Annotated in this window: 24 protein-coding genes and 1 pseudogene; 20 read left to right on the forward strand and 5 right to left on the reverse strand. The window is 62.9% G+C overall.

From position 1 onward, the window contains the following. Positions 1-916: 916 nt before the first annotated feature. The 3 genes from B5V02_RS42605 to B5V02_RS04985 form a co-directional block, all read right to left on the reverse strand. Positions 917-1,177: a hypothetical protein gene (locus B5V02_RS42605; RefSeq protein ID WP_378919217.1), complete on the reverse strand. Its 261-nt coding sequence runs from the start codon at positions 1,175-1,177 to the stop codon at positions 917-919. Positions 1,178-1,474: 297 nt separating this feature from the next. Next, the gene (locus B5V02_RS04980) at positions 1,475-2,692 is read right to left on the reverse strand and encodes an NAD(P)/FAD-dependent oxidoreductase (RefSeq protein ID WP_111543083.1); all 1,218 of its coding nucleotides are present in this window, start codon (positions 2,690-2,692) and stop codon (positions 1,475-1,477) included. A gap of 14 nt (positions 2,693-2,706) precedes the next feature. Further along, positions 2,707-3,471 (reverse strand): HpcH/HpaI aldolase family protein, encoded by a 765-nt coding sequence (locus tag B5V02_RS04985; RefSeq protein WP_111543084.1) that lies wholly within the window; start codon positions 3,469-3,471, stop codon positions 2,707-2,709. 144 nt (positions 3,472-3,615) lie between these two features. Here B5V02_RS04985 and B5V02_RS04990 point away from each other — a divergent pair, with 144 nt between their 5' ends. The 19 genes and pseudogenes from B5V02_RS04990 to B5V02_RS05075 all read left to right on the forward strand — a co-directional run bounded on the left by B5V02_RS04990 (position 3,616) and on the right by B5V02_RS05075 (position 23,768). Further along, positions 3,616-4,428 carry a shikimate dehydrogenase family protein gene (locus B5V02_RS04990; protein ID WP_111543085.1) on the forward strand — a complete coding sequence of 271 codons (813 nt, stop codon included), beginning with the start codon at positions 3,616-3,618 and terminating at the stop codon, positions 4,426-4,428. Continuing rightward, the gene (locus tag B5V02_RS04995) at positions 4,421-5,227 is read left to right on the forward strand and encodes an SDR family NAD(P)-dependent oxidoreductase (RefSeq protein WP_111543086.1); all 807 of its coding nucleotides are present in this window, start codon (positions 4,421-4,423) and stop codon (positions 5,225-5,227) included. Before B5V02_RS04990 ends, B5V02_RS04995 begins: the two co-directional genes overlap by 8 nt. Positions 5,228-5,240: 13 nt before the next feature. Beyond that, positions 5,241-5,588, forward strand: a complete 348-nt coding sequence (locus B5V02_RS05000) for a RidA family protein (protein WP_111543087.1) — start codon at positions 5,241-5,243, stop codon at positions 5,586-5,588. Positions 5,589-5,638: 50 nt separating this feature from the next. After that, the gene (locus tag B5V02_RS05005) at positions 5,639-6,427 is read left to right on the forward strand and encodes a FadR/GntR family transcriptional regulator (protein WP_167458370.1); all 789 of its coding nucleotides are present in this window, start codon (positions 5,639-5,641) and stop codon (positions 6,425-6,427) included. A gap of 292 nt (positions 6,428-6,719) precedes the next feature. Beyond that, on the forward strand, positions 6,720-7,430 hold the full coding sequence (locus B5V02_RS05010) for an SDR family oxidoreductase (protein ID WP_111543089.1): 711 nt from the start codon (positions 6,720-6,722) through the stop codon (positions 7,428-7,430). An 11-nt stretch (positions 7,431-7,441) separates the two neighbouring features. Next, positions 7,442-8,191, forward strand: coding sequence for an SDR family NAD(P)-dependent oxidoreductase (locus B5V02_RS05015; protein ID WP_111543090.1), 750 nt, complete (start codon positions 7,442-7,444; stop codon positions 8,189-8,191). An 81-nt stretch (positions 8,192-8,272) separates the two neighbouring features. Continuing rightward, positions 8,273-9,223, forward strand: a complete 951-nt coding sequence (locus B5V02_RS05020; protein ID WP_111543091.1) for a LysR substrate-binding domain-containing protein — start codon at positions 8,273-8,275, stop codon at positions 9,221-9,223. A gap of 86 nt (positions 9,224-9,309) precedes the next feature. Continuing rightward, positions 9,310-10,344 (forward strand): amino acid ABC transporter substrate-binding protein, encoded by a 1,035-nt coding sequence (locus B5V02_RS05025; RefSeq protein WP_111543092.1) that lies wholly within the window; start codon positions 9,310-9,312, stop codon positions 10,342-10,344. Positions 10,345-10,426: 82 nt separating this feature from the next. Further along, positions 10,427-11,590, forward strand: a complete 1,164-nt coding sequence (locus B5V02_RS05030) for an ABC transporter permease subunit (RefSeq protein WP_111543093.1) — start codon at positions 10,427-10,429, stop codon at positions 11,588-11,590. 3 nt (positions 11,591-11,593) lie between these two features. Next, positions 11,594-12,673 (forward strand): amino acid ABC transporter permease, encoded by a 1,080-nt coding sequence (locus B5V02_RS05035; protein ID WP_111543094.1) that lies wholly within the window; start codon positions 11,594-11,596, stop codon positions 12,671-12,673. A 12-nt stretch (positions 12,674-12,685) separates the two neighbouring features. Continuing rightward, the gene (locus B5V02_RS05040; RefSeq protein WP_111543095.1) at positions 12,686-13,450 is read left to right on the forward strand and encodes an amino acid ABC transporter ATP-binding protein; all 765 of its coding nucleotides are present in this window, start codon (positions 12,686-12,688) and stop codon (positions 13,448-13,450) included. Positions 13,451-13,460: 10 nt separating this feature from the next. Next, a complete protein-coding gene (locus B5V02_RS05045; protein ID WP_111543096.1) occupies positions 13,461-14,900 on the forward strand; it encodes an FAD-binding oxidoreductase in 1,440 nt (479 codons plus the stop codon). A gap of 79 nt (positions 14,901-14,979) precedes the next feature. Then, positions 14,980-16,650 (forward strand): thiamine pyrophosphate-binding protein, encoded by a 1,671-nt coding sequence (locus B5V02_RS05050; protein WP_111543097.1) that lies wholly within the window; start codon positions 14,980-14,982, stop codon positions 16,648-16,650. Beyond that, complete coding sequence (locus B5V02_RS05055) at positions 16,647-18,743, forward strand: hydantoinase/oxoprolinase family protein (RefSeq protein WP_111543098.1); 2,097 nt, start codon at positions 16,647-16,649, stop codon at positions 18,741-18,743. The genes B5V02_RS05050 and B5V02_RS05055 overlap by 4 nt, the downstream gene beginning before the upstream one ends. Then, entirely contained in the window at positions 18,740-20,359 is a 1,620-nt protein-coding gene (locus B5V02_RS05060) for a hydantoinase B/oxoprolinase family protein (RefSeq protein ID WP_111543099.1), read from the forward strand. The genes B5V02_RS05055 and B5V02_RS05060 overlap by 4 nt, the downstream gene beginning before the upstream one ends. Next, positions 20,356-21,558, forward strand: coding sequence for a pyridoxal phosphate-dependent aminotransferase (locus B5V02_RS05065; protein WP_111543100.1), 1,203 nt, complete (start codon positions 20,356-20,358; stop codon positions 21,556-21,558). The genes B5V02_RS05060 and B5V02_RS05065 overlap by 4 nt, the downstream gene beginning before the upstream one ends. Before the next feature lie 3 nt (positions 21,559-21,561). Continuing rightward, complete coding sequence (locus B5V02_RS05070; RefSeq protein ID WP_111543101.1) at positions 21,562-22,374, forward strand: NAD-dependent epimerase/dehydratase family protein; 813 nt, start codon at positions 21,562-21,564, stop codon at positions 22,372-22,374. A gap of 23 nt (positions 22,375-22,397) precedes the next feature. Next, positions 22,398-22,556: pseudogene (locus B5V02_RS41425) on the forward strand (dihydrodipicolinate synthase family protein); the annotation flags it as partial. 171 nt (positions 22,557-22,727) lie between these two features. Beyond that, positions 22,728-23,768, forward strand: coding sequence for a proline racemase family protein (locus B5V02_RS05075; protein WP_111543102.1), 1,041 nt, complete (start codon positions 22,728-22,730; stop codon positions 23,766-23,768). A gap of 431 nt (positions 23,769-24,199) precedes the next feature. Here the strand turns inward: B5V02_RS05075 and B5V02_RS05080 are convergent, their stop codons facing one another. Next, positions 24,200-25,255 (reverse strand): ornithine cyclodeaminase, encoded by a 1,056-nt coding sequence (locus B5V02_RS05080; protein WP_111543103.1) that lies wholly within the window; start codon positions 25,253-25,255, stop codon positions 24,200-24,202. 2 nt (positions 25,256-25,257) lie between these two features. After that, positions 25,258-26,190, reverse strand: a complete 933-nt coding sequence (gene rocF / locus B5V02_RS05085) for an arginase (RefSeq protein WP_111543745.1) — start codon at positions 26,188-26,190, stop codon at positions 25,258-25,260. A gap of 133 nt (positions 26,191-26,323) precedes the next feature. Here rocF and B5V02_RS05090 point away from each other — a divergent pair, with 133 nt between their 5' ends. Further along, a complete protein-coding gene (locus B5V02_RS05090) occupies positions 26,324-26,764 on the forward strand; it encodes an Lrp/AsnC family transcriptional regulator (protein WP_111543746.1) in 441 nt (146 codons plus the stop codon). The last annotated feature ends 13 nt before the right edge of the window (positions 26,765-26,777 follow it).

Consider the following 26,777-nt stretch of genomic DNA (forward strand, 5'->3'; position numbering starts at 1 on the left):
TCGCAGGCCGCCGCGTGCAGGAGCGTATTTCCGACGCGGCTGCCGTCGCGGCGCTAGAGCAGCGCTCGCGCCGCGCGGTGAGAACCCGTGCAGCAAAAGCCAAGATGTCCTCCCAAATGAGTGTCAATTCACCGGCTGGATCGCCCCGACCTTGCGCCTCCGTGGCAGCTTTCGGAATAGATCCACGGCGTGGGAAATCACTCAGATGCCAATTAGTATCCAAAAATCAATTGGAATGTAAATGCGCAATTTTCCTGACTCGCGAGGGCGGCCGATGGACCGGTAGAAAAGAGTTGCCGCTGAGCCAGCGCGCGATCTCAGTGGGGTCAGCGCATCGACGTTGGCAAGGCGAATAATCCTGTGGCCGCTCCGAGCGGCGGAATGAAGCAGATGGCGAGGAGTGTCGACATCCGTCGCCGTGTGCTGAAAAGTGCAGGCGACGAGATGCGGCAAAATTCCGTCAAATCGCCGCGATCGCCGAATGTCGGTATCAGTGATTGCGTGTCCCCGAAGTTGGTCTGCCGTTAATGTTGCCTCGGCAAAGTGACGCCGGACGGGCATTTATTCGGAGTCATCACCGCTGCGTTCGCCACCGAATACGAGAACATACGAAGGATATGGCTGGGCGAACCACCCGCTAACCGATTGTTTTTGTTGAAAAGACGACGTCCCTCCGGACCCGCCATAACTATTGATTTTATTGATAAAAATATGCCTCGGCCCAAAACGTTTTGGCCCATTGTGGGCCCAAAGGAAAGGGCGGCCGATATGCCGCCCTGCGCATGGTCGGTTGATTTCACTTACTTGACGACGCGCAGTGCCGCTCGCTGCTTCATCGCACGTTCGTTGATGGCGCGGGCTATGTCGACAGCCATTCGCTTCTTGTTGGCCTCTCGGACATATTCGTCCGTGACCGTCACGGAAGAATGCCCCATCGCCTCCATGATGGCGCGCGCTTGGATGTTGCATTCGGCGAGATATGTGCCGAAGTACGGCGTAGCCCGTGCAGAGTGTAGCCCTCCGGAATGCCGGCCTGCTTGTTCCAATGTGCCATCATGCCGGTGAGGCTCTTTTCCGCGAATAGACGCCCATAGGCATTCTTCAGCACCGTCCCGCCTTTCGAACGATCGAGTGGCGCCAACGCTTGCGCCAGCTTGTCGACGATGGGGATAAACATCTCGCGGCCGCCGTGACGGTTGCGGTTCTTCTTCTGCCGGAAATCGAAGGCCCTCGATCACCTCCAGAGAGCCATCGAACAGTTCCCGAGCGCTACGGCAAGTGCAGCAATGAGGAGCAATCGACTGTGTCAGCGCCTGTTCTTACGACCGTCACCTGCCCGACTGCGAACCACATTCTGCAAGTGGTTCGCATTGCCCTCGGCCTTTGGACGATTAGTCATTTTTAGGCAAATCATGAATGCTCTTGGCGCTTCACACGGCGCAATCCAAGCAAGTCGAGAATGGATGGAACTTGGTCAGATCACTGCTTCTTCCAGGAACGGTTCATCGCGCTCTATGCGTTCGTAGCTGAATGGCGACAGGTCGAGCGTCTGAAAGGCCCCGTGGATAATCAGCTCCGATACTGCCCGGCCTACGGCCGGTGACTGTTGCAGGCCGTGCCCGGAGAACCCGTTGGCGAACATGAAGTTGGTCACCTCCGGGTGGAAACCGACGATGCCGTTGTGGTCGAGCATGTTGTACTCGTAATGGCCGGTCCAACTCGTCTGAACCTTCAATGCGTCGAAGGCTGGAATGCGGTGCCAGAGCGCCGGCCAGATGTAGTCGTCGAACTCTTCATGGTGCATCTCGAAGTCGTCGTAGTCGGCCGGTCCGTCGTCTTGCGGCGTGTTGCCTGTGAGGAAAAGCTCCCCTTCGGGACGCACGAACGTACCGGACAGGTCGATGACATTGGGCATCCGGCCGGGGATAGGGTTGGCGCTGGCGAAGACGAAGCTGTAGCGCTTGTAGGGCGCGACGGGGATCGACAGGCCGGCCATGGCGGCGACCTGTTGCGCGCGCGGGCCTGCGGCGTTGACCAGTGTTCCACAGCCGATCGTCTGGCCGGTCGCGAGGCGCACCGAGATGACCCGCCCATCGGCAACATCCAGTCCCGTCGAGGCATTGTCGATATACTCGACACCGCTGGCGCGGGCGGCCCGGCGGAACCCGTTCATCATGCCCATGGAATCGAACCAGCCCTCTTCCCGCGCCCCCCAGGAACCGCCGCCGAGATCCTCGACATTCAACCAGGGAAAGCGCTCCTTCAGCGGACCTGGCTCGAGGAAGACCGTGTGGGCGCCAAGGCTACGCTGCAGATCGACGCGCTCACGCGCCGCCTCCACGCCATCGGGTGAGCAGCAGTAGAGATAGCCATGCTCGCGAAAGCCGAGGTCGGGCGCCGGTTCGTCTTTGTAGAAGGGTGCCATCCGCTCCTGGAAGGTCCGAATGATCTCGATGCCGAACTGGCTGATCTTCACATTGATCGGATTGGAATATTGCTGGCGGATGGCGCTGGTGGAGAGCGCCGTCGACGAGAACTCGTAGCTGCTGTCGCGTTCGACCACGAGGATCGAGGCGCCGCTGCCCTGCGCCTGGCTCAGCCAATAGGCCGTCGACGAACCGATGACCGCGCCGCCGACGATGACGATGTCATAGCTCGTGCGCGACGGCGCCTTGTAAGGAGGGATTGCCACAGTCTGTCTCCGGTCTATTGGTTGAACGAAGCGACCAGGGCATCCGAACCCCGCGCCAGCAGGCCGAGGTCGGAACCGACGGCAACCATGGTGAAGCCGTCGGCGAGATAGCGGTCGGCGTCTGCCTTGACTGGCGCCAAAATGCCGCTTGCCTTGCCTGCCGACGTTGCGGCCTTGCGTACGGACGAAATTGCCTCTTGCACATGCGCCGCGCCGGGGTTGCCCATCGCACCCATGTTGGTGGACAGGTCCCCAGGACCGACAAAGAGGACGTCGACGCCGTCAACCGCGGCAATTTCGGCGGCATTGGCGACGCCGGTCTCGTCCTCGATCTGCACGGCAAGCAACTGCTGGGCGCGCGCATTGGCATGATAGCCGGTGATGCGGCCGAATGCGTTGGCGCGATGGCCGACGGAGAAGCCGCGGACGCCGCCCGGGGCATAGGTCATCGCGGCGACGATGGTGCGCGCCTGCTCCGCCGTCCGCACATTGGGGATCATCAGGCTGCGTGCGCCGATGTCCAGCGCCTGCTTGATCAAATTGGCGTCGTCGGACGGCAGCCGCACCACCGCCTCGCTATCGAAGCCGCCCATCACCTGCAGCTGCGCCATGATGCTGCGCAGATGGTTGGGGCTGTGCTCGCCGTCGATCAGCACCCAGCCGGCGCCGGAGCCCGCGACGATCTCGGTGGTCAGGGCCGAGGCTAGCGAGCACCAGATGCCGATGTGAGCCCGGCCTGCCGCCATGGCGGCCTTCAATGTGTTGCGGCGCTCCTGCATTTTTGCGATCGGTCTCCCGTGAAAGACGGTTCATTGAAATTTGTATGATGTCCTATATCATATGACATTAATTCGCTGCAAGATACGTCCGGGCGCCCAAAATCCTGAGCGATCATGAACAGTCAAAAGAAAAGGAGTGAACCGATGCGCGGAACCGGCAAGGCCGACATCTTCGTGATGCTGGCCCATCCAGTGGCACATGCCAAGAGCCCCGGCATATTCAATGAGATCTTCGAGCAGAAGGGCCTCGACAGCCTCATGGTACCGCTGAGCTGCCGGCCGGAGGATTTCGAAACCTTCTGGGCCGGCATCACGGCGGCCGAGAACATCCGCGGCGTGATCATCTCGGTGCCCTACAAGATCGCGGTCTACCACAAGTGTTCCGCCGCCCACGACCGCGCCGCACGAGTCCAAAGCGCCAATTCGGTCCGCCGGCTGCCGGATGGAAGCTGGTACGCCGACAATTTCGACGGCGTCGGCTTCATCGAAGGGCTCAAGGCGGGCGGGCATCAGATTGCCGGCCGCCGCATCCTCCAGGTCGGCGCCGGCGGCGCCGGCGCGTCGCTGACCTACTGTCTGGCCGAAGAGGGCGCTGCGGAGATCCGCTTGGCCGACATCGACAGTGGCCGCGCGGAGAAGCTCGCTTCGCTCGTCAGCAAGGCGTTTCCAAAATGCCGTATCGAGGTCGGACAACCCGATCCGTCTGGCATGGACATGGCGATCAACGCGACGCCTTCCGGGCTGAAGGCCAACGATCCGCTGCCTATGGATGCGACCAAGCTGACTCCAGACATGACGGTCGTCGACATCATCATGGACCCGGCCGAGACGGCGCTGCTCAGGGCAGCGAAGGAGATCGGCTGCCGCATCCAGCCGGGGCGCCCGATGATGGATTTCCAGGTCGAAGCAATGTCCGCTTTCTTCGACATCGAGCGGAAGGATCGCAGCCATGGCTGAGACACTGACCGCCGTCATCATCGGCGGCACTTCCGGCATCGGACGCGCGATCGCGACGCGCTTCGCCGAGGACGGCTACAATGTGGTCGTCGCCGGCAGGGATGCGGCACGAGGCAATCAGGCGGTCGACGCCTGCGGCGCGGCGGGCGCGCCGCGCGCTCTGTTTGCCCAGACCGATGTTGCCGATGCCCACTCGGTGGAAGCGCTGGCGCAGGCCGTCAGCGATGCGTTCGGCACGCCGCATGTCGTCGTCAATTGTGCCGGTATCCTGCAGAGCGGCAAGCACGTGCTCGACCAGGACCTGGACGAAGATGAGAGGTTGTGGAGGGTGAATTATCGCGGCACCCTGCTGGGGTGCCAGGTCTTCGGCCGGCTGATGTCGGCTGCCGGTCGCGGCGCCATCCTGAATGTCGGGTCGCTTGCCTCTTTCGCGCCGCTGTCGCTGCCAGCCTATACTCCTGGAAAGCATGCCGTTCTGGCGCTGACCCAGATCCTTGCAGCCGAACTCGGCCCGCGCGGGGTGCGCGTCAATGCGGTGGCGCCCGGCTACACGCTTTCCGATGGGTTGATGGCCAGGATCGCCAAGGGCGAACGCAATCCCGAAGCGATCCAGGCCACCACGGCGCTGCGCCGCTTCGTCGAGCCGCGCGACGTTGCCGAGGCGGCCTTGTTCCTCTGCTCGGAGCGTGCCGCGTCGATAACCGGCGTGACCCTGCCCGTCGATGCCGGCTGGCTCGTTCAGGCGCCTTACGCGCAGTACCTGCAGGGCAACCCCATCCGGCAGACGCCGGCAATCTGACAAGGACAATCCAGTGAGTGATATCCAGCGCTTCGACTTCGATACCCGCATCCACCACGGCGTCATCCACAATGGCACGCTCTATCTCACCGGCCAGGTCGCCAGACCCGGCCGGTCCGCGGCCGACCAGATGCGCGAGGTGCTCGGCAAGATCGATGCGCTGCTGGCCAAGGCAGGCACGGACAAGTCCCGCATCCTTCACGTGCAGATGTGGCTGGACGACGTCAGGGATTTCGATGAGGTCAACACGGTCTGGGACGCCTGGATGCCGAAGGAACATGCACCGGCGCGCTCTTCCGGTGAAGGACGCATGGCCAAGCCCGGAATGCTGGTCGAGTTGATCGTCACCGCGGCGGTTTGAATGGTCCTGTCGGTTCGGGCATCATCCCGAATCTGGCGAGAGGGAGACTGATGACGAAGCGCAAGCCGCTGTCCACCGTCGTGGCGGAGAGCCTGTCTGAAAAGATCCGTTCAGGATCGCTGCTGCCCGGTGCGCAATTGCCGACCGAGGCGGAGCTTTGCGCCGAATACGACGTCAGCCGCACGGTGGTGCGGGAAGCGGTGGCGCGGCTGCGCTCCGAAGGCCTGGTGGTGCCGCAGCAGGGACGCGGCATGTTCGTGAGCGAAACGCCGGCGCCGCGCAATTTCTCGATACCGGACGAGGCGCTCAGGACCTTGCCGGAAACCATCGCCCTGCTCGAACTAAGATTAAGTGTCGAAGTGGAGTCTGCTGGACTCTGCGCGGAACGGCGCACGGATGCGGAGGCGGATGGAATCCGAGCAGTGATGGAACAGGTCGACGCCCAGCAGGCAGATCCCGCTGTCGTCCAGATCCATTATGACTACGACTTCCACCTGGCGATCGCCAAGGCGGCACGCAATGAATTCATCCATGGTTTCCTGAGTTACCTCAGGCCGATGATCGTTCCACGCTTTCAACTGGGCTACGTGGTTACGCCCGCACTCAAGGACAGCTACTACGCACGCATTCACAACGAGCACAAAACCATCGTCGACGCCATCGAAAGGCAGGACGCTCGCGCTGCTCGCCAAGCCATGCGCAAGCACCTGCACAACAGCCTCGGGCGCGTGCGAGCCTTGGCACGGGCTTCGGGTGTCGAGGCAACCGATGCGGAGCAGAAGGCCGCCGCGGCCTCCCTCTTCACCGATCTGAAAAGGCCCGTCCCGACCGGCGGATAGGGCCTGGCGACTTCGATCGTATAGCCGTTCGCCCGGAACCAAATTAGCCACGCATTGCGAAAGCCATGTTTTTGCTCCGCCGGCCAGCAGGGATCGTTTCCAGTGGGCAGATGGCACCACCTTCTCGCTGTTTCCCTGAGTTTGCGGCCTCCGCGACCGTACAAACCCCGCGAGAGATTTCGGAGGCAAGGCGATCTTTCGAAAGTTTATCTTTCCTTTTTGCTGGTTTTCTTGGTTTCGCGGCATCGGTCCAGGCCGCACACTGAAAACCAGGCAAACGGGAAAAGCCCACGTGACGACAGCCTTCATCACCGGAGCTACGAGTGGCATAGGGCGGGCCATAGCGATCGCATTGAGCGACGCTGGCTATGACGTCTATGCGGTCGGGCGCAGCCAGGCGGCGCTCAAGGAGCTGCAGGCCGAGCGGGCCAGCATCGTGCCGATCGCCGTCGACATCACCGACCGCGAGGCGCTGGAATCGGTCGTGGCGGATCTCACCATCGACGTGCTGATCAACAATGCCGGGATCATGCCGCCTCTCGGCAATTTCGCCGACATGACGATCGCCGATATCGACACCACGCTGGAGGTAAACCTCAGCGCGGCAATCCTGCTCACCCGCCTCGTTGTCCCGCGGATGCGCGAACGGCAGTCCGGCCACGTGTTGTTCACCGGCTCCACCGCGGGCCACGCTGCGTATTCCAACATTGCCGTCTATTCGGCCACCAAGGCGGCGATATCAGGCTTTGCCGCCGCGCTTCGCGCCGACCTCTCCCCGTTCGGCATACGCGTCACCGAGATCGTTGCCGGCCGTGTCGAGACGCAGCTCTACAACGACATCCTAGACGCCGAGGCGCGCGCGGCCATGTACGCCGGCAAGGTGGTGCAGCCTGATGACGTGGCCAGGATGGTCGTCGCGGTGCTCACCCTGCCCACATGGGCCGACGTTACCCGTTTCGACATCATGCCGACCTGGCCAACCTCGCCGAGCGGCACCAAGTAAGGAAAACTGGAATGAAGGATCTTTCCGTTCTGATCGTCGGTGGCGGCGCCGGCCTCGGCGCTCTTTTGGCTGGGATGGCTGTAGAGGCCGGGGCGGCAAAGATCGGCATCATCGACATAAACCAGGAAGCTGCCGAATCCGCGCTCGCACCGGCAAAGGCCAAGGGCCTGCCGACTGCGGCCGCTGCGTGTGACATTCAGGTCGGCGCTCAGTGCCACGCCGCCTTCGACGCCATCGTTGCCAAGCTCGGGCGCATCGACACATTGATCAATTGCGCCGCAATCTACCCGCGCCGCCCGATCCTCGAGATTTCCGACGCCGATTGGGATGCCTCCAATGGCATCAACATCAAAGGCACCTACCACATGATGGTGGCTGCCGTTCGCCACATGCAATCGCAGGAGCCGAAGAGCCATGTCCGCGGCCGCATCGTAAACCTGACTTCAGTCGACGCGTTCAAGGCGCATCCGCAGAACGCCCACTATGCGGCAACGAAGGCCGCGGTGGTCAGCCTTACCCGCTCCTTCGCTCATGACGTGGCAAAGCACGGGATCCTGGTGAATTCGGTAGCCCCGGCCGGCATGGCCACGGAGAAGGCAAAAGCCCTCGGCTTCCTCGAGGAACTGGCCAAGGCGAGCCCGCTCGGGCGTGGCGCCGAGCCCACCGAGATTGCCGAGTGGGTGCTGATGACCGGTGGTCCCAAGAACACCTACATGACGGGAGAAAACGTAATAGTTTCAGGTGGTTACATATATGCCTGAGCTGTTTTTGGCGCCGACGGCGACTGAATTGCAGCGGTGCACGATCAACCGAACCTCAAGCGAGAAGGAGCGAAATTTACAATGACCGGCAAGCTGCGCCTTCCGTCGCTCAATGCGCTTCGCGTTTTCCACGCCGTCGCGCAACACAAGAGCTTTCGGCAGGCGGCAGATGAATTGCTGGTCACGCCGCAGGCCGTCGGACAGCAGATCAAGCTTCTGGAGGATACGCTTCAGGTGACGCTGTTCGAGCGCAAGGGCCGGTCGGTCGAATTGACAGAGTCGGCCATCCTTCTCTCGCATTATGTCAAAGCCGGATTTGACGAGTTCTCGGAAGGCGTTCGCCGCGTCACCAAGTCGAACTACCGGGACCGCATCAACCTGAATGCGAGCCCTTACTTCGCGACCCACTATCTGCTGCCGCGGCTATCCCTATTCCGGGAGATATTGCCGGGCGCCGATCTGCGCCTGACGACGATGGTCGACCTGCCCGATTTCGGACGCGACGACATCGATATGACCGTCCAGTGGGGCTACGGCAATTGGCCGGACTACGAGACCACGCTGCTGGTGCCGGATCCGAAGGTCATTTGCTGCACCCCGGCCATCGGCGAGAAGATCAAGTCGGCGCAGGACCTGACACTGTTCACGTTGCTCGACACCGTCAAGTCGAAGCGGCTGTGGCCAGATATTCTGCGGCATCTCGGTGTAGAACTGACGGATGGCAACCGAAGCATCAGCTTCGACGATGCGGCAACCATGCGCCGTGCAACCTTGCAAGGCATCGGCGTCGGGCTCGTCTCCGTCATCGACGCCGAGGAAGATCTGAGGTCGGGCGCGCTGGTCGCGCCGGTTGGCCGCGACGCCCTTGCCGACATGCGGCCGGAGGAAGTCCCTGGATTCTACCTGATCGTCCCGCGTGGGCACCTGCGCGTGAAGGCGGTCGCCGCCCTTCATCGATGGCTCGCCCAGCAGGACTGGGGCAGCGATCTGAAGATTTCCTCCCTGCCGAAACCGGCCCCGCTTTCCGACTAGGAGCGGCTTTGAGACCGAGTTCCGAAAGAAACGTTTCGGACCTCCAAAAACAAGAAACCAAACAACCTCAACAGTGGAGACGGAACATGAAAACGATGAAATGGGGGGCCGCTGCCATGGCCCTTGGCCTCGTGCATTTCTCGGCGACGGCCGAAGCGGCGGGCGGCAAGACGCTGGAGACCGTCAAGGCTCGCGGCGTGCTCAATTGCACCGGCCATGACGGATCCTATCTCGGCTTCGCCGAAGTCGACGACAAGGGCAACTGGAAGGGTATGGACATCGACCTCTGCCGGGCGGTGGCCACGGCCGTCTTCGGCGATCAGGCAAAGCTGAAGATCGTGCCAATCAGCTGGGCCCAGCGCTGGCCATCTCTTCAGTCGGGCGATGTCGACATCATCATCAAGGCATCAGGCGGCACGCTCAGCCGCGACACTGAGCTCGGGTTGCAATTCTCCACCTCCTATTACCTCGGCACGACCAAGGTGATGGCGCACAAGGAGCTCAATCTCAAGTCGCTCAAGGATGCCGCCGGCGGCACGATCTGCATTCCCGCCGGGACGTCGCAGGAACAGCAGGTCGCGGCCTATACGGCCAAGCTTGGCATCAAGCTCGAGCCCGTGCTGATTGAAAAGACGGAGGAGCTGGAGCAAGCCTATTTCTCAGGGCGCTGCGATCTCTATGCGCAGTGGGGGCCGACTCTGGCTATTGCGCGCATCGCCAAGGGCAAGGTCGAAGACCATGTCATCCTGCCTGACGTGCTCGCCGTCGAGCCTGAAGTCATGATCATGCGGCAAGGCGACGACAATTGGGTCGACATCGCCAACTGGACGCTCAGCACCCTGATCTTTGCCGAGCAGGAAGGCATCACGTCCAAGAACGTCGACGAGATCAAGGCCAAGCCGACTTCGCCGCAAGTCGCCAAATTCCTCGGCGTCACGCCAGGCATGGGCAAGGGTCTCGGTCTCGATGACGACTGGGCCTACAAGGTGATCAAGAACGTCGGCAATTACGGCGAAATCTTCGATCGCGATCTCGGCAAGGACTCGCCCTACAAGATGGACCGCGAACTGACCAACCTGTGGAACAATGGCGGTGTCCTGTTCCCGCTGGTGATCGACTGATCCGTTCTCAACGCATCCCGCTCAAGGCTCCACCTGGCTCCGGCCAGGCGGACCCCGACGGCAATTCGAGAAAGATTGGTCAATGGTCAGCCTGCTGAGAAATCAGAAGGTCCGCAACACGCTGTTGCAGGTCCTGTATGTCGGCTCGATCGCCGCGCTGGTGCTTGCCGGTATCGTGATCGCTCGCCGCAACCTGGCTGAGCAAGGGATTACCTCCGGATTCAACTTCCTGTTCAAGTCGACGGGTTGGGATGTCAATTTCTCGCTGTTGCCCGCCACGGCCAACGATCCCTATTGGTGGTACTTCCTCATCGGCATCATCAACACGTTGTTTCTGGGCAGCGTCGGCCTGATGCTGGCGACGATCGTGGGAACGATCGTCGGTCTGGCGCGGACGTCCTCGAACGACTTGGCGCGGCTGCTCGGCCGCACCTATGTGGACATCTTCCGCAACATTCCGCTGATCCTCCAGGTCTTCTTCTGGTACGCGATCATCACACACCTGCCGACACCGCGCGGCGCGCATGAAGCTTGGGGCTTTCTGCTCACCAGCCGGGGGCTCTACATCCCGTTTCCCAATGTCAGCAATGCGGCGTTTGCCGCAGCCACATTGGCTGTGGTCGCGGCCATCGTGCTGCCGACCTGGCTGGGCAGGACGTCGCGCCTTAGCCAACCAATCGGCCAGCGGCGCGCCATCCAATTTACCGCCGCGGCAGCGGCACTGGTCTGCGCGGCTATCAGTCTGGCCGTTGGACGTTTGCCGGATCTGCCGCTGCTGGACTTCCCGGCGCTGCAAGGGCTCAATTTGAGAGGCGGCCTGCGCATTCCACCTGAGTTCGCCACACTTGCCATCGCCATCGCGATCTATGGCGGCTCCTACATCGCGGAGATCGTACGCGGAGGCTTCAAATCTGTCGGCAAGGGCCAGGTCGAGGCAGCACTTTCCCTGGGCCTCAGTCCCTGGCGGGTCTTCACGCTGGTGCGGCTCCCGCTGGCGCTGCGCGCCATGCTCCCGATCCTCGCCAACCAGTACGTCTGGCTGATGAAGGCGACCACGATGGGCATCGCGGTGGGCTTCACCGACTTCTTCATGATCGTGGCGCTGACGATCAACCATTCCGGCCAGACCCTCGAAGCGATCGGCATCCTGATGGCGGGCTTCCTTGCCATCAACCTAAGCCTTGCCGCCGTCTTCAATCGCATCAACAAAGCAATCGCCCTCAAGGGCAATCAACTGAGGGGTTGAGACATGGAGATGGTCGTTGTCGCTCCGCCCGCTCCCGGCAGGCTCGAGGATTTGAGGCGACGCTTCTTTGCGACGCCGCTTCAGGCAGTTTTGTCGCTGGCTTGCCTGACGATCATGGTCTTCCTGGCCTGGAAGCTCCTGAACTGGGCGGTTTTCTCGGCTGTCTTCACGACCAGCGGCGGGCCGGAAGCCTGCCAGGCGGCAGCGGGAGCCTGCTGGTCGGTCATTGCTGCCAGATGGCGGATCATCTTCTTCGGGCTCTATCCCTATGAAGAACAATGGCGCTCGGCCCTGGCCTGTGTGGTCGTGGTGGTCATGACGGTGCTGAGCTGCATCCCGGTATTCTGGACGGGCCGTCGAATTGCGCTCGTATGGGGCGCCGGAACGGCCCTTTTCTACGTGTTGATGAAAGGCGGTGTGCTTGGTCTCGCCCATGTCGGCGAGGAAGCGTGGGGAGGACTGGCGCTCACCCTCTTCATCTTCGTGACGACCTGCCTGGTCGGCTTCCCCCTCGCGATCTGCCTGGCTTTGCTGCGCCGGTCGGAGCTGCCCTGGATCTCCCGCACCACCGGCCTCATCATCGACGGGGTCCGCTCGCTTCCGCTGATATCGATCCTCTTTACATTTGCAGTGGTTTTGCCGTTCGCGCTGCCGCAATGGCTGCAGGGCGACAAGCTGTACCGGGTGATCCTGGGCTCGGCCCTGTTCTTCTCCGCCTATCAGGCGGAGATCGTGCGCGGCGGTATGCAGGGCGTTCCGACAGGACAGGAGGAGGCTGCCATGGCGCTTGGCATGCGCTATTGGCAACGCATCGGCCGCATCCTTCTGCCGCAGGCCATGCGCAACGCCCTGCCGGCCACCATCAACCAGTTCGTCATCTCGTTCAAGGAGACCTCATTGGTGATCATCGTTGGCTTCTTCGAGATACTGGCTTCCGGCAATGCCGCTTACGGAACCGGCGAATGGCGCTTCGCCTATGTCGAGGTCTACGCCTTCATCGCCTTCATCTACTTCGTCTTCGTCTTTAGCCTGTCCCGCTATGGCGCCTTTCTCGAGCGCCGCATGTCGATCAGCGAACGGTAAGGAAGCGCGCAAGTGATATCAGGCAATTCGACCGAACCCGGTGGGCCGGCGCTCCGCATCGAAAACCTCGATAAGTACTACGGTACGTTCCACGCGCTGCGGAGGGTAAACCTTGCCGTGGAGCGGGGAGAGAGGATCGTCGTCTGCGGACCCTCCGGATCCGGCAAGTCCACCATGATCCGCTGCATCAACCGCCTCGAGCAGCACAATGGCGGCCGGATCGCCGTACTCGGCACCGAACTCAACGACGACGTCGGTAACATCGACGAGATCAGGCGCGAGGTCGGAATGGTGTTCCAGCATTTCAACCTGTTTCCGCACATGACGGTGCTGGAGAACTGCATGCTTTCCCCCATGATCGTGCGCAAGCAGCCGCGAGCGCAAGCCGAGGCAACGGCCCGGCGCTATCTGGAAAAGGTGCGCATTCCCGAGCAGGCCATGAAATATCCCGGCCAACTGTCCGGTGGTCAGCAGCAGCGGGTTGCGATAGCGCGTGCTCTTTGCATGCAGCCGCAGATCATGTTGTTCGACGAGCCGACCTCGGCCCTCGATCCGGAAATGGTCTCCGAGGTGCTGGACGTCATGGTTACGCTGGCCTCCGAAGGCATGACGATGATCTGCGTGACCCACGAGATGGGCTTTGCGCGCCGCGTGGCGGACCGGGTCATCTTCATGGACAGCGGCGAGATCGTCGAGGAGGCGCCGCCGGAAACCTTTTTCACCACGCCGCGGAACGAACGGACGCGCCAGTTCCTGTCGCAAGTGCTTGACCATTGATGGGGTCGACATGACTGATCCTGCCGCCGCGCTGGCCCAAATGCTCGGCCCGAAAGGCTGGCTTTCGGGAGAAGAGGCCGAGCCCTATCGCCAGGACTGGCTGAAGCGCTACGGCATCGCGCCGCTTGGCGTGGCCCGGCCGATCAGCACGGCGCAGGTCGCCGAAATTGTGACGCTCTGCTGCGACGCAGGGATGAACGTGGTGCCGCAGGGAGGCAATACCGGGCTGTGCGGCGGCGCCGTCGTCGAACGAGCCGGAGGCATCATCCTGTCGCTTTCGCGCATGGCGGCGATCGGCGAGCCTGATGCGGCAAGCGGCTCGGTTGTCGTCGATGCTGGCGTCATCCTGTCCGCGCTGCATGATGCGCTGGCGCCGCATGGCCTGGTCTTTCCCATGCATCTGGGTGCCGAAGGGAGCGCGCGGATCGGCGGGCTGATCGGCACAAATGCCGGCGGCAGCCATGCGCTGCGCCATGGCATGATGCAGAACCTCGTCCTCGGCCTGGAGGTCGTGCTGCCTGACGGCTCCATCTGGAACGGATTGCGGGCGGTGCAGAAGGACAATGCCGGCTATCAACTGCGCAAGCTGTTTTGCGGCGCGGAGGGCACGCTGGGCGTCGTCACGCGTGCGGTCCTGAAGCTCTCTCCAGCGCCCAAGCAGCGGGCGACGGCGCTTCTCACCTTGGGCGACAGCGCCGCCGCGGTTGCCTTCGGCACGTATCTGCGGGGGGAGGCGGGTGAATTCCTGACCGGTCTTGAATTCTTCTGCGATTTCGGACTTTCGCTTGCCTTGAAGCATCTGCCCGGGCTGAGCTTCCCGTTGGAAAGCCGGGGCGATGTCCATGTGCTGGTGGAACTGACGTCGAGTTCCACGCGCGTTCAGCTGGATGACATTCTGGCGTCGGCTCTGGAATGGGGGATGGAGCGAGGGCTGATCCTGGACGGGGCGCTGGCCATGTCGGACGCGCAGCGAGCCCATTTCTGGCGTCTGCGGGAAGAACAGCCGGAGGGCCAGCGGCTGGAGGGCGAGCAGCTCAAGCACGACATCTCCGTGCCGGTCGGCCGCATCGCCGAGTTCATCGACAAGGGGCAGGCGCTCTGCCAGGGCATACTGCCGGGCGTGCGCATCAATCCCTTCGGCCATCTGGGCGACGGCAACATCCACTACAATCTCTCGCCGCCGCAAGGAGAGGCCGATTTCGCCGGCAAGGCGCCGGAGATCGCACAGGCACTGGCGGCGCTCGCCACCGAGATGGCGGGCAGCTTCGCCGCCGAGCATGGCCTGGGCCGGGCAAAGATCGTATTGGCCGACCGCAATCGCAGTCCCGTCGAACGGGACCTGATGGCCCGGCTGAAACATGCCCTCGATCCGCTGAACACAATGAACCCCGGCGTCATCATCGCGAACCCGTCGGGAAAGAAGAACTTTCCAATGAATGGGATTTCTTGATTTCGCCGCGATGCCCCAAAGTGCAGGTTCGGCTGCAATCAGCCCTGGCGTTTCGCCTGGGCCAACAAGAAGTGGATGGATGATGCGCAATGGGGGCCAGCTTCTTGTCGAGTGCCTGATGGCGCTCGGCGCAAGCAAGAGCTTCGGCGTGCCGGGGGAAAGCTACCTGGCCGTGCTGGATGCGCTGCACGACACGGCCGGAAGACTGGACTATGTGCTGTGCCGAAATGAAGGCGGTGCTGCGTTCATGGCCTCGGCCTATGGCAAGTTGACGGGCTCTCCGGGCATCTGTTTCGTGACGCGCGGGCCGGGCGTCGCCAATGCGTCCATCGGCGTGCACACGGCCATGCAGGACAGTTCGCCGATGCTTCTGTTCGTCGGCCAGGTCGGCACCGACATGCGCGGCCGTGAGGCGTTTCAGGAAGTCGACTATCGCGCCGTGTTCGGCACGATGGCGAAATGGGCGGTCGAGATCGACGATGTCGAGCGCCTGCCGGAAATCGTTGCCCGGGCCTGGACGACGGCGCTCACCGGGCGGCCCGGCCCGGTGGTGATCGCCTTGCCGGAGGACATGCTGACGACGCTGACCGATGTTGCCGCACTCAGCGGACCGGCCAGGGTTTTCGAGGCCGCCGCTGATGCCGATGCCCTGGCTGAGGCCCGGTCGATGCTTGCCGCATCCCGCAGGCCGATCATCCTGATCGGCGGCGCCAACTGGTCGGCGCAAGGGCGCGCCGTGCTCCAGGCTTTCGCAGAATCCTCCGACATTCCGGTGGTCGCGGCGTTTCGCTTCCAGGATCAGTTCGACAATGGCTCGCCAGTCTTCGTCGGCGAGGCGGGCGTCGGCATGGTTCCCCATGTCAAGAAACTGATCCGCGACGCCGACGTCATCCTGGCGATCAATGTGCGCTTTGGCGAGATGACCACGGACGGCTACACGCTGCTGTCCGTGCCCGAGCCGAAGCAGAAGTTGATCCATGTCCACGGGTCGGATCGCGAGATCGGCAAGATCTATGTGCCTTCGCTCGGCATCCATGCCGGACCGAACGCCTTCGCCAAAGCGCTGTCGCCGGTGAAGGGCGACTGGGCCGAGTGGCGGTCACAGGCGCGCCAAAGCTACGAAGGCACGTTCACGGCGCCAGCCCAGCCTGGCCCCGTCGACATGGTCGAGGTCAGCCGCTGGTTGCGCGAGACGCTGCCCGACGACGTCATCCTGACCAATGGCGCCGGCAATTTCACCGTCTGGCCAAACAAGTTCTTCAAATTCGGCCCAAAGGCACGGCTGCTTGCGCCACAATCCGGCGCCATGGGCTACGGCCTGCCGGCGGCAATCGCGGCCAAGGTTGCGTGTCCCGGCCGCACCGTGGTCTGCTTTGCAGGCGACGGCGATTTCCAGATGAACTGCCAGGAACTGGGAACGGCGATGCAGGCCGGCGCGCAGCCGATCGTCCTCATCCTGAACAATGGCATCTACGGCACCATCCGCGCCCATCAGGAGCGGCACTATCCGGCGCGCGTGTCGGGAACCACGATCGAAAATCCGGATTTCGTAGGCATCGCCCGGGCCTACGGCTTCCACGCCGAGCGGGTCGGCGCGACCGTTGATTTCGCCGGCGCTTTCGGCAGGGCGCTCGCGTCGACGACCGGCGCAGTCCTGGAGCTGGATATTTCCCCGGAAGCCCTCACGCCGCGCCAGACCCTGTCCCAGATGCGCGAAGCAGCGCTCGCTTCGCAGAAGGCCAACGTATGACCAGTACGGCAAATGACATCCGTCTCGGCGCGGATATCGGCGGCACCTTCACCGATATCGCGCTCGATGTGCGTGGCACGATCTTCTCGACCAAGATCCTGACCAACTATGCCGCGCCCGAGCAGGCGATCCTCGACGGCATCGAGATCGTCGTGCGCGACGCCGGCATTTCGCTGGCGGACGTCGACATCGTGATCCACGGCACCACGCTGGCGACGAACGCGCTTATCGAGCGCCGTGGCGCGAAGACCGCACTGGTCACGACCGAAGGTTTTCGCGACGTGATCGAGATGCGCACGGAGAACCGCTTCGAGCAGTATGATCTGAATCTCCAACTGCCGCCGCCGCTGATCCCGCGCGAGGACCGCTTTACGGTCAAGGGCCGGATCGGAGCCCAGGGCCAGGAACTGCAGCCGCTCGACGAAGCAGCGCTGGAAGATATCGCCGGACGGATTGCGGCCGGCGGTTTCGGCTCGGTGGCGATCGGTTTCATCCACTCCTACGCCAACCCGGCTCACGAGCTCCGAGCTCGCGAAATTCTCGCCCGGAAGCTGAACATTCCGATTTCGGTCAGCGCTGAAGTATCGCCGCAGATGCGTGAGTTCGAGCGCTTCAACACGGTCTGTGCCAACGCCTATGTGCGACCGCAGATGGCGGACTATCTCGCCCGCCTGCAGATACGCCTGAAGGAAATGGGCGCCGCATGCCCGGTTTTCATGATCCATTCCGGCGGCGGCCTGATCTCGGTGGAAACCGCCTCGGAATTCCCCGTGCGGCTGGTCGAGTCCGGTCCGGCGGGCGGCGCAATCTTTGCCGCCGACATCGCCAGGCGCTTCGGCCTGGAGAAGGTCGTATCCTATGACATGGGCGGCACGACCGCCAAGATATGCCTGATCGAGGACTATGTGCCGCGCACGGCCCGGACCTTCGAGGTCGCGCGCACCTATCGCTTCTGCAAGGGCTCCGGGATGCCGATCTCGATTCCGGTGATCGAGATGATCGAGATCGGCGCCGGCGGCGGCTCCATCGCCTGGGTAGACGCCATGGGCCGCATCCAGACCGGACCGGAAAGTGCTGGATCAGAGCCGGGCCCGGCCTGCTATGGCCGCGGCGGTAAGCGTCCGGCGATCACCGACGCCGATCTGGTGCTTGGCAAGCTCGATCCCGACAATTTCGCCGGCGGCGCCATCCGGCTCGACACGTCCGCATCCGAACTGGCCATCCTGCGCGACCTGGGCGAGCGCCTGTCGCTCGATGCCATGTCGACGGCCTTCGGCATCTGCGAGGTGGTCGACGAGAACATGGCCAATGCCGCTCGCGTCCATGCTGTCGAGAACGGCAAGAACATTTCCGATAATTTGATGATCGCCTTCGGCGGTGCAGCACCGCTTCACGCAGCAAGGCTCTGCGAAAAACTCGGCATCGACCGGTGCATCATTCCCAAGGGCGCGGGCGTCGGCTCGGCGATCGGCTTCCTCAAGGCTCCCTTCGGCTACGAGGCTCTGGCGTCCAGGCTCACGCGGCTCTCGCAATTCAAGCCTGCCGAGGTCAACGCCTTGCTTGGCGAGCTCAAGGCGTCCGCCGAGGGCTTCGTTCGGACCGGCGCCAGCGGCACGATCGTTTGCGAAATCACTGCCTTCATGCGCTACGCCGGCCAGGGCTGGGAGATCCCCGTGCTTTTGCCGGACAAGCCGTTCGGCGACTGTGCCGCCACCAGCCTCAAGGATCTGTTCGAGGCGAACTACCAGCGCTTCTTCGGTCGCGCCATCGAAGGGCTGGACGGGCTGGAAATCGAGATCGTCACCTGGTCGGTCAAGGCGACGGATGTTCGGCCCACCACCGCCCGGCACGATCTGACGACGGGCCACCGCACCAATGAGCCGGCCACGACCCGCGCGGTATTCGACCCGGCCAGCGGCGAGCCACGAACCTATGGCATCGTCGAACGAGACCTGCTCCGTGCCGGCGATCGTGTAGCGGGCCCGGTGGTCATCGTCGAGCGCGAAACCTCCACCGTCGTCACCACAAGCTTCGACGCCGTTATCCAGAGCGACGGTGCCATCCTTCTGATCCGCAAAGGCAGCCAGGCATGAGCGACATCAGTGAAATCCGCATGCAGGTCATGTGGAACCGGTTGATCTCGGTGGTCGAGGAGCAGGCGCTCACCCTGCTGCGCACGGCCTTCTCGACCTCCGTGCGCGAGTCCGGCGACCTGTCGGCGGGCGTGTTCGATCCCAGCGGCCAGATGCTGGCACAGGCGGTCACCGGCACGCCCGGCCATGTCAACACCATGGCCGAGGCGGTGCTGCATTTCATGAACGAAATCCCGCGCGACAATATGTTCGAGGCCGATACCTACGTCACCAACGATCCCTGGCTGGGCACCGGCCACCTGCATGACATCACCATGGTGTCGCCGTCGTTTCTGAACGGCGAACTCGTGGCATTCTTCGCTTGTACTGCCCATGTCGTCGATGTCGGCGGGCGCGGCTTTGGCGCCGACGCCAAGTCTGTCTACGAGGAAGGCATCCAGATCCCGATCATGAAGTTCGCGGAGAAGGGCAAGGTCAATCTCGACCTCGTCAGGATCCTGCGTGCCAATGTCCGCGAGCCGAACCAGGTCGTCGGCGATTTCTACTCGCTCGCCGCCTGCAACGAAGTCGGGCACCGGCGCCTGGTCGACATGATGAAGGAGATCGGCCTGACGTCTCTCGACGGGCTTGGCGACTTCATCTTCTCGCGAACCCGCGACGCCATGGCCGAACGCATCAAGGCACTGCCGAAGGGAAGCTGGTCCAACGAGCTGGTGACCGACGGCTACGACAAGCCGGTGAAGCTCGCGGCAGCTGTTACGGTTCGCGAGGACTGTGTCGAAGTCGATTTCACCGGCACCGACCCGATGAGCCGGTGGGGCATCAACTGCCCGATCATCTACAGCAAGGCCTATGCCTGCTACGCCCTGAAATGCGTGGTGGCGCCCGACATCCCGAACAATGCGGCCTCGCTTGCCTTCTTCACCGTGTCGTCGCCGGTCAATATCCTGAACGCGGTGCGGCCGGCGCCCGTGGCGCTGCGGCACATCTTCGGCCACATGGTCCCGGACCTCGTGCTGGGAGCGATTTCCAAGGCGTTGCCCGGGACGATCCTGTCGGAAGGTGCCGGCGCGCTGTGGAACATCCACATCTCGGTGCGGCCGGCCGCTGGCGGTCTGGGCCGTCGCGCCGAAGTGCTGATGTTCAACTCCGGCGGCATGGGCGCGCGGCCCGGCCTCGACGGGCTGTCGGCGACGGCCTTCCCCTCCGGCGTGCACACGATGCCGATCGAGGCGACGGAACATACCGGTCCGATCGTCATCTGGCGCAAGGAGCTGCGCCCCAATTCCGGCGGCGACGGCGAATTCCGTGGTGGTCTGGGGCAGGTTATCGAGATCGCCGCGACCGAAGGCCACGAGTTCGACTTCTCGGCCATGTTCGACCGCGTCAATCATCCTGCCCACGGGCGCAACGGTGGAAAGGCCGGCGTCGCGGGCGTGGTCAGGCTGGACGATGGCACGCAGATGCGGCCCAAGGGCTGGCAGCATGTACCGGCCGGCCGCCGGTTGATACTGGAATTGCCGGGCGGCGGCGGCTATGGCGATCCGGCCAAGCGTGGCGCGGAGGCGAGGGCGCAGGACCGATCCAGGGGATATGTCACGGAGGACGGCAAATGAGCTACATCTCCTCGCGCCTGTCCGTGGTCAAGCCGTCGGCTTCGATGGCCGCCTCACAGGCCGCCAAGGCGCTGCGGGCCAAGGGCGTCGACGTCATCGACCTTGGCCTTGGAGAACCGGATTTTCCGACGCCTGCCCACATCATCGAAGCGGCGCACACGGCCGCCAAGGCGGGCCAGACCCTCTACACCGCCGCCGCCGGCACAATCGAAGTGCGCGAGGCCGTGGCCGGGAAATTCAGGCGCGAGAACGGCTTGGACTACACGGCCGACGACATCGTCGTGGCCAACGGCGCCAAGCAGATCATTTTTAACGCGCTGATGGCGACGCTCGAAAGCGGCGACGAGGTGATCCTGCCGGCGCCCTATTTCGTCTCCTACCCCGAGATGGTCAAGCTCCTGGGCGGCACGCCGGTCGTCGTCGAATGCCCGGAAGCGACCGGGTTTAAGCTCACGCCCGAACTGCTCGAGCGGGCGATCACGCCGAAGACCAAATGGCTGTTCCTGAACATGCCGGGCAACCCGTCGGGCGCGGTCTATTCCGAAGTGGAGTTGAAGGCTCTTGGTAATACCCTGGCCAGGCACAAGCAGGTCCTGGTGCTGTCCGACGAAATCTATGAGCACATCATTTTTGATGGTCGCGAGTTCGTGTCGTTCGGCAAGGCTTGTCCGGACCTTCGGGACCGAAGCCTGATCGTCAACGGCGTCGCCAAGGCCTATGCGATGACCGGCTGGCGTGTCGGCTACGCAGCGGGCCCGGCGCCGCTGGTCAAGGCAATGGCGACCATCCAGAGCCAGTCAGTCACTTCGGTGTGCTCGATCGCCCAGGCGGCGACGGTTGCTGCGCTGAACGGCCCGCAGGACGAGGTGGCCTGTTTCCGCCGGGCATTCGAGGCGCGCAGGAACCTGGTCGTCGATGGCATAAGGCGCATCAATGGCCTGACGCTGCCGCCGCCGGAGGGCGCCTTCTATGCCTATATCGGCTGCGCCAGCCTGATCGGCCGCAAGACACCCAAAGGCATCGTGCTCGAAGACGACACCGCCGTTGCGACCTATCTGCTGAATGAGGGCCGCGTGGCCTCGGTACCAGGTGCCGCCTACGGACTTTCACCCTATTTCCGCATCTCCACCGCCACCAGCGAGGAGGTGCTCGCCGAAGCGATCGCGCGGATCAATGCCGCCGTCGCACAAGTGGAGTAGATCATGCCCCATTACGAACGCATCCTGATCACCGGAGCGGCCGGCCGGCTTGGCTCGGAACTGCGAAAGGGACTGGTACCGCTGGCAAGAACGATCCGCCTGGCCGGCCGCGAACCGTTCGGCGATCTTGCCCCGCATGAGGAAGAAGCGGTCTTCGACCTCGCCGACATGGAGGCGACAATTGCCGCCACCAAGGACTGCGACGCGATCGTGCATTTCGGCGGCGCGCCGCTTGAATGCGCCTGGCAAACGATCCTGGATTCCAGTATTCGCGGCTCCTATCACATCTATGAAGGCGCGCGGAAGCATGGCGTGAAGCGCGTCATCTATGCTTCCTCAGTGCATGCCATCGGCTACCATGAAGTCGAAGCCCATATCGGCGTCGACGCGCCAGTGCGCCCCGACAGTCTCTACGGCGTGTCGAAGAACTTCGTCGAGAGCCTGAGCCGGCTCTACTGGGACAAGTTCGGCATCGAGACGGCGTGCCTGCGCATCTTCTCGTCCTTTCCCGAACCGGCCGACCGCCGCATGTTGTGGTCATACCTTTCCTTCGCCGACTGCGTGCGCTTGGTCGAGGCTTCGCTGACCGCGCCGCGTGTCGGCCACACGATCTCCTTCGGCATCTCCGACAACAAGCTGAAGATGGTCGACAACAGCGGCGCGAACCATCTGGGGTTCATCCCGCAAGACAGTGCCGAGCCATTCCGTGCTGCCGTCGAGGCGAAAACACCCGTTCCCGATCCGACAAAGCCATCGGTGAAGTATCTCGGCGGCTGGTTCTGCGAACTCGGCCACCCGGACGACAAGCCGGCATAAAGGTCAAAAGCGCGTCGCGTCGAAAGGGCGACTACGTCCAATCTGTATACGCAGCCGCGGACTTGGTTGGCTATGGTGCCGGCGCTCCCCGCCGCCCCCTTTCGGCGTTGAACGCAGACAAGCGTGTCGCCCTCCGCAAAGCATTGGAGCCGCTGATCGAGTTCGAAGGCGTAACTCCTTAGGTCAATCGCGGGCGGCCAGCTTTGGGGCAAAAAAGTCATGGGCTGAACACGATCGTATTCGACAGGGGTCATCCCTTCTCAGTAGGTTCCACAGTGGGGGACATCTGGGCCTGAATTTCGCGGCTCGCTGCTCGTTCGCCGCAATGAGCTTGCAATCGACAAGGAAAAACAATGCGTACGAAAGCCTCTATTCGTGTGGTCGGCTGTCATGCCGAAGGTGAAGTCGGCGACGTCATCGTCGGCGGCGTCCTGCCGCCAGCGGGCCGCACGATGATGGAAAAGATGATCACGATGGAACGGGATCACGACCATATAAGGCGGATGCTGATCTGCGAGCCACGCGGCAGCGTTGCTCGGCACGTCAATCTGCTGGTTCCATCGACGCGCGAGGATTGCGTGGCCGGGGCCATCATCATGGAGCCGACGGAATATCCTCCGATGTCCGGTTCCAACACGATCTGCGTTGCCACCGTGCTGCTCGAGACCGGCATGGTGCCGATGCAGGAGCCCGAGACGCGCTTCAAGCTCGACATGCCGGGTGGCGTCATCGAGGTGCGCGCCGAATGCCGCGACGGCAAATGCCTGTCGATCACCTTCCGCAACGCGCCCGCCTTTGTCGATCGCTTGGATGCCAGCATCGAGGTCGAGGGGCTAGGCACGCTCACGGTCGATATCGCCTATGGCGGCATGTTCTATGCGATCGTCGATGCCAAGGCGCTCGGCTTTTCGGTCGCCCCCGACGAGGCTCGCGAACTGGCGGTGGCGGGCGAGAAGGTCCGGCGGGCGGCGCGCGAACAGCTCGATGTCGTCCATCCGGAATTCGACCATGTGCGCGGCGTGTCGATCGTGCAGTTCGCCATGCCATTCCAGGGTCCCGGCAACGTCACCCGCAACACCTGCATCGTCTCCCCGGGACGCTCGGACCGCAGCCCTACCGGAACCGGCACCTCAGCCCGCATGGCCGTCCTCCAAGCACGGGGCTTGATGGGCGTTGGCGACGTACTGATCCATGAATCAATCATCGGTTCCCGCTTCACGGGCAAGATTGTGGAGCTGGCGGAAATCGGCACGCGCAAAGCGATCGTTCCGGAGATCACCGGCCGGGCCTGGATCACGGGCGAGCATAGCTACTATCTCGATCCGACAGATCCGTACCCTCAAGGCTACGTGCTGTCGGATACCTGGGGCACCTCTACCTCGGTGAAGCAGTAGGTGCGTCTGAGGCGGTCGTTCGATCGCGCGTCCGATCAACTCGAAGAGCGGAACTGCAGACCGGCGCGTCCGCTGCCCGAAGAATTAGGAATCGCCTGAATCTATAACGGCAACATCGCCTGGCTTCTTGTGGAGCATGGACTCGAACCCCCTTTCGTCGCCAACAACCAGTGTGCGACGTAAAACCGTGGTGCCAATGATGGATGGGACGAACAGGTGAGCAAAATCAGATAGTTATTGGGGGCCGTGTGCAAAAAAACTGCACACGAAAGTTCCGCTTCTTTTCCATTTTCGTTCCTGCGATGGAGTAGCCGACGGATCCCTTGGGACGCCGTTGAACAAGGGCGTCGACCTATCCTGCGAGGACCGTCGCCGGTGTATCCGCGATCTGCGCCCCCCGTCAGATAGCCGACGTCGTATAGGTAGTTCCCTCAAGCTGCTGGCTGCATGGCCGCCCTCAGCAGCATGCCAAATAGATCGCGCGGCTCGTCGGGATCAGCGAGCAGATCGAGTTCCTCGTATAGGCCGGTCGCTTGTAGCTGGTCGCGCACATATCGTAGCGCCGAAAAATCCTCGATGGCGAAGCCGACTGAATCGAATAGCGTGATCTGCTTGGCGTCGCGGCGGCCTTGAACCTTGGCGGCGATCACTTGCCAGAGCTCGGTCACTGGATGGTTGGGATCCAACTGCTGGATCTCGCCCTCGATGCGTGTCTGTGGCGGGAACTCGACGAAAATGTCGGAGCGCAGCAGGATGTCCTTGTGCAGTTCGGTCTTACCGGGGCAATCACCGCCGACGGCGTTGATGTGGACGCCGGAGCCGACCATGTTGTCGGTGAGAATCGTGGCGCACTGCTTGTCTGCGGTAACGGTCGTGATGATCCCGGCACCTTCAACCGCTTCCTGCCCGGTTGCGCAGATCGTGATGTCGAATCCCATGCCAGCTAGGTTCTTCGCGCATTTCAGCGAGGCGGACCGGTCGATATCGTAGAGCCTGAGCCGGTCGACGCCGGTCAGCGCCTTGAAGGCGATCGCCTGGAATTCCGATTGGGCGCCATTGCCGATGATGGCCATGGTGCGCGCGCCGCTCGGTGCCAGATACTTGGCCGCGACAGCGGACGTAGCGGCCGTGCGCAACGCAGTCAGGATGGTCATTTCGGTGAGCAGCATAGGATAGCCGCTGCCAACATCGGCGAGCACGCCGAACGCGGTGACCGTCTGCAAACCCTGGCGCATGTTTTTCGGATGGCCGTTGACATATTTGAAGCCATAGAGGCGCCCATCGCTGGTCGGCATCAGTTCGATGACGCCATCGTGGCTATGCGAGGCGATACGTGGCGTCTTGTCGAAAAGTTCCCAGCGACGGAAGTCTTCCTCGATGTAGCTGGCGAGCTCGGTCAGGAAGCGCTCGACGCCGATGGCGATCACCAGCTTCATCATGCGATCGACGCTGACGAAGGGGACGATGTTCAGCTTTGCCGTGGTCATAATCAAAAGCTCCCGGAATGGCTGCGAGTCGGGCGGTCCATGATGCGGCGGCCCATCAGGCTCGCCGTCAGGTCGACCATCAGCGTCGCGGTGCGGCCACGCTCGTCAAGAAAAGGGTTCAACTCGACCAGGTCCAGGCTGGAGACGAGGCCGCTGTCGGACAGCATCTCCATCACCAGATGCGCCTCGCGGAACGTCGCGCCGCCGGGAACCGTGGTGCCGACTGCCGGTGCGATTGAGGGGTCGAGAAAGTCGACGTCGAGACTGACATGCAGCAGCCCGCCTTCCGCTGAGACACGCGCCAGAAAGGCGCGCAGCAGCGGCGCGATGCCATGCTCGTCGATCGCACGCATGTCGTGCACAGTCACGCCCGCCTGGTTGAGCGCGCTGCGCTCGGCCGGGTCGACGCTGCGCAGGCCCATGGTGCAGATATGCTTGGGATCGACCGCTGCCGGCAGATCCGGAAAATAGCCGCTAAAACCCGGCTGGCCGCTGGCGTAAGCAAGCGGAACACCGTGCAGATTGCCGCTGGCGGTGGTGTCGAGCGTGTGGAAGTCCGGATGCGCGTCAAGCCACAGCACGAACAGCGGCCGCCCGGTCTCAGTGGCGCGGCGGGCAAGGCCCGACACTGTCCCGGCCGAGATTGAATGGTCGCCACCGAGAAAGATCGGCATGGCGTCCTTGCTCGCTGCGTAAGCGGCCGCGGCAATGGCGGATGTCCAGGCCGATACCTCGGGCAAGGCCTTCAGCGCCAGGTTGCCGTGCACGACGCGCCTCGCCGGAATTGCCTGGACGGCGCCCATGTCCTCGACAGTGTGCCCAAGGCCGGACAGCACTTCAGCAAGTCCGGCGGTTCTCAGCGCACTCGGCCCCATTTCGCATCCCATTCTGCCAGCGCCGTCCTGCACCGGCGCCCCGACGATTCTGCAACGCATTGTTTTTCCCGCGGCCAAGTTCGAATGCCGCGAGGAGATCATGGCGAGCCGGCGATATGAACAGGCAGAATTGGCAATTCGAGAAGCATTGTTTATCGTAATGGCAGAGAAAATGATCAAAATGGTAACCCCGATGGATGCGCTGGACGAACGGCTCGTGACCTTGCTGCGACATGATGCGCGGCGGAGCGTGTCTGATCTCGCCGTCGATCTCGGCGTCTCGCGCGCCACGGTCAGGGCACGTATGGAGCGGCTGGAACGGTCCGGCGACATCATCGGCTACACGGTGGTGCTGCGCGCCGACGCCGTCGATCAGCGCATCCGCGGTATCATGCTCATTGAGATTGAGGGCCATGCCGCCGACCGCGTGGTCCGGGCACTGGGCGGCTTCCCGGAAGTCTCGACCATCCATACAACCAATGGCCGCTGGGATCTGGTGGTCGAGCTCGGGACGGCATCACTGACTGATTTCGATGCGGTGCTGCGCCGCATCCGACTCATTGCCGGCATAACGGGCAGCGAAACCAGCCTTCTCCTGGCCACGCCGCGTACGACCCGAGCACGACTAGCGTAGCTGCCGACAAACG

This window comes from Mesorhizobium kowhaii (genome assembly GCF_003253745.1).
GTDB classification, from domain to species: domain Bacteria; phylum Pseudomonadota; class Alphaproteobacteria; order Rhizobiales; family Rhizobiaceae; genus Mesorhizobium; species Mesorhizobium kowhaii.

Bases quoted from the DNA above. Each gene is read 5' to 3' on its own strand.
- B5V02_RS05070 (WP_111543101.1), top strand. From the start codon at position 21,562: ATGCCCCATTACGAACGCATCCTGATCACCGGAGCGGCCGGCCGGCTT.
- B5V02_RS05055 (WP_111543098.1), top strand. From the start codon at position 16,647: ATGACCAGTACGGCAAATGACATCCGTCTCGGCGCGGATATCGGCGGC.
- B5V02_RS42605 (WP_378919217.1), bottom strand. From the start codon at position 1,177: ATGTTTATCCCCATCGTCGACAAGCTGGCGCAAGCGTTGGCGCCACTC.
- B5V02_RS05075 (WP_111543102.1), top strand. From the start codon at position 22,728: ATGCGTACGAAAGCCTCTATTCGTGTGGTCGGCTGTCATGCCGAAGGT.
- B5V02_RS05065 (WP_111543100.1), top strand. From the start codon at position 20,356: ATGAGCTACATCTCCTCGCGCCTGTCCGTGGTCAAGCCGTCGGCTTCG.
- B5V02_RS05015 (WP_111543090.1), top strand. From the start codon at position 7,442: ATGAAGGATCTTTCCGTTCTGATCGTCGGTGGCGGCGCCGGCCTCGGC.
- B5V02_RS05020 (WP_111543091.1), top strand. From the start codon at position 8,273: ATGACCGGCAAGCTGCGCCTTCCGTCGCTCAATGCGCTTCGCGTTTTC.
- B5V02_RS05005 (WP_167458370.1), top strand. From the start codon at position 5,639: ATGACGAAGCGCAAGCCGCTGTCCACCGTCGTGGCGGAGAGCCTGTCT.
- B5V02_RS05060 (WP_111543099.1), top strand. From the start codon at position 18,740: ATGAGCGACATCAGTGAAATCCGCATGCAGGTCATGTGGAACCGGTTG.
- B5V02_RS04990 (WP_111543085.1), top strand. From the start codon at position 3,616: ATGCGCGGAACCGGCAAGGCCGACATCTTCGTGATGCTGGCCCATCCA.
- B5V02_RS05030 (WP_111543093.1), top strand. From the start codon at position 10,427: ATGGTCAGCCTGCTGAGAAATCAGAAGGTCCGCAACACGCTGTTGCAG.
- B5V02_RS05025 (WP_111543092.1), top strand. From the start codon at position 9,310: ATGAAAACGATGAAATGGGGGGCCGCTGCCATGGCCCTTGGCCTCGTG.
- B5V02_RS04985 (WP_111543084.1), bottom strand. From the start codon at position 3,471: ATGCAGGAGCGCCGCAACACATTGAAGGCCGCCATGGCGGCAGGCCGG.
- B5V02_RS04995 (WP_111543086.1), top strand. From the start codon at position 4,421: ATGGCTGAGACACTGACCGCCGTCATCATCGGCGGCACTTCCGGCATC.
- rocF (WP_111543745.1), bottom strand. From the start codon at position 26,190: ATGCGTTGCAGAATCGTCGGGGCGCCGGTGCAGGACGGCGCTGGCAGA.
- B5V02_RS05035 (WP_111543094.1), top strand. From the start codon at position 11,594: ATGGAGATGGTCGTTGTCGCTCCGCCCGCTCCCGGCAGGCTCGAGGAT.
- B5V02_RS05080 (WP_111543103.1), bottom strand. From the start codon at position 25,255: ATGACCACGGCAAAGCTGAACATCGTCCCCTTCGTCAGCGTCGATCGC.
- B5V02_RS05045 (WP_111543096.1), top strand. From the start codon at position 13,461: ATGACTGATCCTGCCGCCGCGCTGGCCCAAATGCTCGGCCCGAAAGGC.
- B5V02_RS05090 (WP_111543746.1), top strand. From the start codon at position 26,324: ATGGATGCGCTGGACGAACGGCTCGTGACCTTGCTGCGACATGATGCG.
- B5V02_RS05050 (WP_111543097.1), top strand. From the start codon at position 14,980: ATGATGCGCAATGGGGGCCAGCTTCTTGTCGAGTGCCTGATGGCGCTC.